General features: G+C 58.2%; 5 protein-coding genes, 1 tRNA gene and 2 pseudogenes. 5 read left to right on the top strand and 3 right to left on the bottom strand.

What is annotated here, in order from left to right; genetic code table 11:
* Positions 1 to 419, top strand: a 419-nt coding sequence (locus tag NW807_RS08185; protein ID WP_414425796.1) for a hypothetical protein, incomplete at its 5' end; no start/stop codon positions are given.
* A gap of 31 nt (positions 420 to 450) precedes the next feature.
* On the opposite strand, the gene NW807_RS08180 is transcribed toward NW807_RS08185, so the two are convergent.
* Entirely contained in the window at positions 451 to 1,311 is an 861-nt protein-coding gene (locus NW807_RS08180) for a prephenate/arogenate dehydrogenase (protein ID WP_414425795.1), read from the bottom strand.
* Positions 1,312 to 1,507: 196 nt separating this feature from the next.
* Between NW807_RS08180 and NW807_RS08175 the strand changes: the two are divergent.
* From NW807_RS08175 to NW807_RS08165, 3 genes and pseudogenes are all read left to right on the top strand, one after another.
* Positions 1,508 to 1,789: pseudogene (locus NW807_RS08175) on the top strand (DUF6679 family protein); the annotation flags it as partial.
* Positions 1,790 to 2,286: 497 nt separating this feature from the next.
* A tRNA-Val gene (locus NW807_RS08170) sits at positions 2,287 to 2,358 on the top strand.
* 196 nt (positions 2,359 to 2,554) lie between these two features.
* Positions 2,555 to 3,004 carry a hypothetical protein gene (locus tag NW807_RS08165; RefSeq protein WP_414425794.1) on the top strand — a complete coding sequence of 150 codons (450 nt, stop codon included), beginning with the start codon at positions 2,555 to 2,557 and terminating at the stop codon, positions 3,002 to 3,004.
* Positions 3,005 to 3,072: 68 nt separating this feature from the next.
* Here NW807_RS08165 and NW807_RS08160 read toward each other — a convergent pair whose 3' ends face one another.
* Positions 3,073 to 4,263, bottom strand: a complete 1,191-nt coding sequence (locus tag NW807_RS08160; protein ID WP_414405309.1) for a PQQ-dependent sugar dehydrogenase — start codon at positions 4,261 to 4,263, stop codon at positions 3,073 to 3,075.
* Between the two features lie 238 nt (positions 4,264 to 4,501).
* Here NW807_RS08160 and NW807_RS08155 point away from each other — a divergent pair.
* Positions 4,502 to 4,567, top strand: a pseudogene (locus NW807_RS08155) (hypothetical protein); the annotation flags it as partial.
* 89 nt (positions 4,568 to 4,656) lie between these two features.
* On the opposite strand, the gene NW807_RS08150 reads toward NW807_RS08155, so the two are convergent.
* Positions 4,657 to 5,124 carry a peroxiredoxin family protein gene (locus NW807_RS08150; protein WP_414393776.1) on the bottom strand — a complete coding sequence of 156 codons (468 nt, stop codon included), beginning with the start codon at positions 5,122 to 5,124 and terminating at the stop codon, positions 4,657 to 4,659.
* Positions 5,125 to 5,249: the final 125 nt, after the last annotated feature.

Below are 5,249 nucleotides of genomic sequence, written 5' to 3'. Positions count from 1 at the left end.
TGTCTCCTGCAGCTTGCAAAGGCAGCCCCCCTCAACCTTTGAAATCCGCCCATCCCCGCCGTTGGGATCCCACCTGGAGAGAGCATCTCATCTGGTGGCACCAGGTCTCCACCGGCCTCGCCATCGTCTCGGGGTTAGCGGTGCTAGGTGTTTATAGTTGGACAGTGCATACCCAAAGCCAATGGAGCCAGCACTACCAGGTTTGGCAGCGGCTGCAACGCCATGAGCAGCAGTTTCTCCTCACTCAAGAATCCATCGTCAATTCTCTGCGAGAGATTGCCGAGCGCTCCGATATGGTTTCTCTAGCGCCAGAGCGGGTGATCGAGGTTCCCATCGCTCCTACCCGCAGAGATTCTGGGCAAAGTCAAAACACCCCTCAGCAAGCCAAAGCTAGCCCCTTTTATCCAGTTGGGTATTGAGCAGCCAGTTGCAGCAGCTGCAGCTAGTCACCTAGGGCGCCCCTCGATTTACTGGAAACTGCTGCCATTCCTGGCGGACTCGCTGCAGCTTCTGGAGCAGCTCTTCCCACTGTTCGCCCTCGATTAGCTGCTCTAGTGCCTTCAACTCAGCTTGGTAGCCACGCAGAGCAGCTAGCAGCGCTTGCCGGTTGTAGCGGGCCATCTCTAGCCCTAACTGCGGGATCCCACCGCCAACCCGACTTGTATCTCGAAAGCCACTGCTGGCCAAAGTGCGGGCCAGTGCCAGAATATTCGAGTTCTCCTCCTGGCTGACGGCGGCAATTAAGCCAGCTCCCGCCATGACCGGCAGATGGCTAACCCAAGCTACTGCCTGATCGTGACGGACAGGATCGGCAAGGACAACTTCGGCACCCACTGCTGCCACTAGCTCCTGCATCACCGCGAGGGCTTGGGGTTGCGTCTGGGGAATGGGAGTGAGCACATAGGGTCGCCCCAGAAACAAGTTAGCTTCCGCTCCCTGGATCCCTTGTAACGTCTTGCCGGCCATGGGGTGCCCCCCCACGAATAGGGGCCATAGCGCTGTTGCCGGCCCAACAATTGGCTGCTTGACGGAGCCGACATCGCTTACCACTGTCTGGGGCGACAGATAGGGCACCAGGGCTGCCAGGGTGGCCAACACCTGCTCCAGGGGAGTACAGATCACCACCACCTGAGGGTTGAAAAGCGTCAACTGGGCCAACTCGGTTCCGCAGCCCTGAACCGCTCCACGTTCTAGGGCCTCTTGACAGGTAGCCGGATTGCGGCTGATCCCCCAGACGGAGTACCCTGCTTCGGTAAGCTTAAGAGCCAGGGATCCGCCGATCAACCCCAACCCGACAATAGCGATGCGCATACTGTCTCCTTGAAGATCAAGGCTTTGCCAAAGCCGGCGGCAGAGGGAGACTGCCTTTTGGGATTTCTTCGGGATTAGAAAGTTAATTCTGCCCCATGAAGGGCATACAGGGGAGGGATCCAGCCGCTAAGATGGAAGGGTGAACTGGGTAACCCCCACAACAGTTCGCCCGGATCTTTTATCGCAGGAGGGAACCGTGCTTCATCGTAGGATCTATCAACTCAGCCGCGAAGGCAAGGAAGTGTGGATCTACCTGCGCGATCAGGGACGCTGGCTGGAACGAGCCAAGATCCTCGATATCGAGGGGGACACTATCCTGGTTCGCTACGAAACAGAAGATGAAGAGGAGATTTGCTCCTGGGAGGAGATGATTCGTCTGGAGAGCATCGGGGCTGTCGCCCAGCGCCTCTCTTCCATCCCAAAAGGAGTGCTTAGCACTTCCGACCTGCCCACAGCCGAGGATTGCCCTCCTGCTGAACTCCTCCGTTTACCACCCTCCCTTCGCGCCGCAGAGCCCCTTAACGGAGAGCGTGCCGGCAGCGAGCGCCTTGGGGAAGACCTGGAGCGGGAGGCCTCTCCCCTTCGCGAGAGCGGAATGGAGTCCCCGAGGCCGCTGCGCCCGAACGGAGAGGAGCTCAAACGGGTAGATCGGTTCCGGAACGACCCAGAAGGCCAGCGGGAGGGTAACCACGACTAGGTTGAAGTTTTCCGGAGATCGACAGGAAGGCATCCCACCATCGTCCTGGACAGGGGCAAATGGCAAGGAGGCCGTAGAACTCCTCTGCGTAGAGCTCTAGCTGACAAGGGGAGGTCACTTGCCCATCGCGCGGGTCGATCTCGGCCTGTAGAGCAACTGCTTCTTCGCCCAGCCAAGGGCTTTAGTCCTCGTTTGCAACAGCGGTGCGGAGCACCTTTCTTGTCCAGTGTTGTAGCAGCAGTGGTACAATAGAGGCTAGCTTTGGTAAACCCTAGAAAGGGCGGTTAGCGCAGCGGTAGCGCACTTCCTTCACACGGAAGGGGCCACAAGTTCGAATCTTGTACCGCCCATAAATTTCGGCCTTTGGCGGGCAAGCTTTCCCTGCAAGGTGTTGCTTCTATCTACAGGCTCCCTTGAGGAGGGGCCACTGGTTGTCTGACGGGCAACTTCTGACATACCCCCCTTTGCGCAAGTGCTTCGAGCTGGGTGGACTATGCAGCTACGGGAATCCCACCGCTGTAACCAGAAGCTAGAAGATATCGATTCATGAAACCCTTTGCCAATCCTCCTCAGCCATTGACTGCCAGCGAGTTTTTATCCCACTTAGAGGAGATAACGAGAGCTTACGAAGTCAAGACATCTATCATCACCTTCTACAGCAGAATTTGGAGTCAGGTATTCGACCTCAAATTTTCTAGGGGCCAATGGATTTTTGGGAACAGCCCCCACTGGAGAGCGCTTCTGGAAGCTAAGCTCCGGAAAAGCGAATACTATCCAATATCTCGCGTTGTCAGAACCTTCACTGACGAAAAGCACAAGCGCGGGGCTCCAAACAGCAAAACTATCTTGATCCCAACCAAAGAGCTGAGAATGCTTTTTCTTCCGGCTTCAGGTCAGGTTATTAAGCTAACTCCGGAGGAGTGCTTTGCCTGCCACAACACAGATGCCCAAACAGGAGAGCCACTCCCCATCGAGCAAGATGTCAAGTTCTTGTAGTGGCGGCAGTGGGAGTTGGGAAACCCTGTTGGGGCTAATCCTACAGGACCAGGGCTATTTGACCTCAATCAAGAGCTTGGCTCCAAGCGCAACAGGGATCCGTTGGGGGCGTCAGTCAACAAGTAGAGCAAGCCATCCGGCCCCTGACGCACATCCCGGATACGGCCGACAGCTCCCTCTAGGAGACGCTCCTCAGCCACCACCCGATTCCCTTCCAAAACCAGCCGTGCCAAATGCTGGCCAGCCAGTGCTCCCACAAAGAGGTTGCCCCGCCATTCGGGAAAGACGTCTCCCGTGTAAAAGGTCATGCCAGAGGGAGCAATGGAGGGGGTCCAGTGAAGCAGCGGCGAAGCCAATCCAGGAGCTGCTGCTAGTCCCTTGCCAACTGGTTCGCCGCTGTACTCGCGGCCATGGGTGATTAAAGGCCAGCCGTAGTTCACGCCGGGAGCGAGGATGTTGATCTCATCTCCCCCTTTGGGCCCATGTTCGTGTATCCAAATAGCCCCTGTTTCCGGGTGGCGGGCCATTCCCTGAATGTTGCGGTGGCCATAGGTGAAAATTGCTGGCAGAGCCCCTGCTTGCCCAACAAAGGGGTTGTCTTTCGGGATCCCGCCCGTGTCGGTAAGGCGCAACACCTTGCCTGCTGCATCCCCCAGATCCTGAGCCCGATTCCGTTCTCCGCGATCCCCAGTACTGATGTAGAGAAACCCTTCTTCGTCAAAGACCAAGCGGGAGCCGAAGTGCTGCTGGGCAGGCGTCTTGCGCTCCATGTCAAAAATCACTTCCAGGTCCTGGAGTCCCTTTTTCCCTAGGCGGGCCCGCGCCACTCGTGTCCCCCCTCCACCCGGCCCGGGAGCCGCGTAGGACAAGTAGATCCAGCCGTTCTCCGCGTAGTTGGGGTGCAAAGCGATATCCAGCAGTCCCCCTTGGCCGCGGGCAAACACCTCCGGCACCCCGGCTATGGGCTGGGGATCCAACCCTCGGTCGGTAACCCGCCGCAGGCGGCCCGGGCGTTCGGTAACTAGGATGGTTCCATCTGGCAGAAAAGCCATCCCCCACGGATGCTCCAGGCCGGTTGCCAAGGTTACCACCCGAAAGCGTTGCTTCGTTTTGGCTCTGGGCAGCGCTTGAGCGTGATCCCCCCGTTGCAGAGACATGACCGTTTTGGGGCTGACCGGATAGGCCCCTACGGCAACAGGGGCGGACAGCCCTCCCAAAAGCAGCAGTGAGGAGAGAAGCTTTATCACCGAGATCCTCATGGCGATTGCCGCCTCGTTTTCGCAATAGAGCTAAGGGCAGGCGTTGTTCTCTCCCCTTTAGATTAGCCTTGAGGGCGGCAATCTGTCCCTAAACCATTAGACCTGTGGATCCCTCTCGAGACTTCCCAAAGCTCCTCCGAAGAGTGCATGCATAACCTCTACGGCCTCCTAATGGCCCGCGCCCTCCCGCAAGGGTCTACAACAGCTCGACTCCGACCAGTGCCCCTTTGTCCTTACTCGCTCCGGCTTTGCCAGGATCTTGCGCTGGGCTGCCGTCTGGACGGGCGACAACCAGGCTGGATAAGAGCCCCTCGGTCCAAGCCCCCCCTCTTCTTGCTCGACAGCGGCCAGGCACACCAGATCTATCTGTCCAGCCCAGTGAGGATCCTGCCCCTAGTCAATTGCCCTCACTACCTCCAGCAGCTCGCGGTTGTCACGCTTGAAGATGGGCAGCCACTCCACATGCTGGTAGCGTAGGATCCCTTGGCTGTCCACTACAAAATAGGCCCGCCGTATCCCCAGCAAGCTATCCACCCCGTACTGCTGGCTTACCCTCCTGTCCACGTCACTCAGCAGAGGGAACTCCAGCTTGAGCTGCTCGGCAAAGGCTTCGTGTCGAGAGATGGGATCGCTGCTGATCCCCAAGATCTCACACCCTGCCGCCCGAAAAGCTCCCCAGTCCTCCCGAAAACAGCGCATCTCGCTCGTACACACCGGCGAAAAGTCTGCGGGGTAAAAAGCCAGCAGCACCTTGCTCTTGCCCCGATAGGCCCCCAGCGAAATCTGGGCCCCCTTGGGAACCCCTTTCCCAACCGCAGGCAGGCTAAAGTCGGGAGCTGGCATCCCAATCTCAATCCCCATTTGTCCGAATCCCCTCCGAACTCACTTTCTCAGTCTAGCGGTGGCCTGTTCCCAAAAACCCCTTATGGGTCTTGACGGTGGGGGTGAGTGTGGGATAGGGTAGTGAAGCGCTGACAAGGCCACCA

Origin of the sequence: Synechococcus sp. R70.1, assembly GCF_047461675.1 — a bacterium.
In the GTDB taxonomy this organism is placed as follows: domain Bacteria; phylum Cyanobacteriota; class Cyanobacteriia; order Thermostichales; family Thermostichaceae; genus Thermostichus.
The sequence above is the reverse complement of the archived record's forward strand: the minus strand, read 5'-3'. Positions and strand labels throughout refer to the sequence as shown.

Coding starts and splice junctions, on each gene's coding strand:
- NW807_RS08180 (WP_414425795.1), bottom strand. CDS start 1,311: ATGCGCATCGCTATTGTCGGGTTGGGGTTGATCGGCGGATCCCTGGCT.
- NW807_RS08165 (WP_414425794.1), top strand. CDS start 2,555: ATGAAACCCTTTGCCAATCCTCCTCAGCCATTGACTGCCAGCGAGTTT.
- NW807_RS08160 (WP_414405309.1), bottom strand. CDS start 4,263: ATGAGGATCTCGGTGATAAAGCTTCTCTCCTCACTGCTGCTTTTGGGA.
- NW807_RS08150 (WP_414393776.1), bottom strand. CDS start 5,124: ATGGGGATTGAGATTGGGATGCCAGCTCCCGACTTTAGCCTGCCTGCG.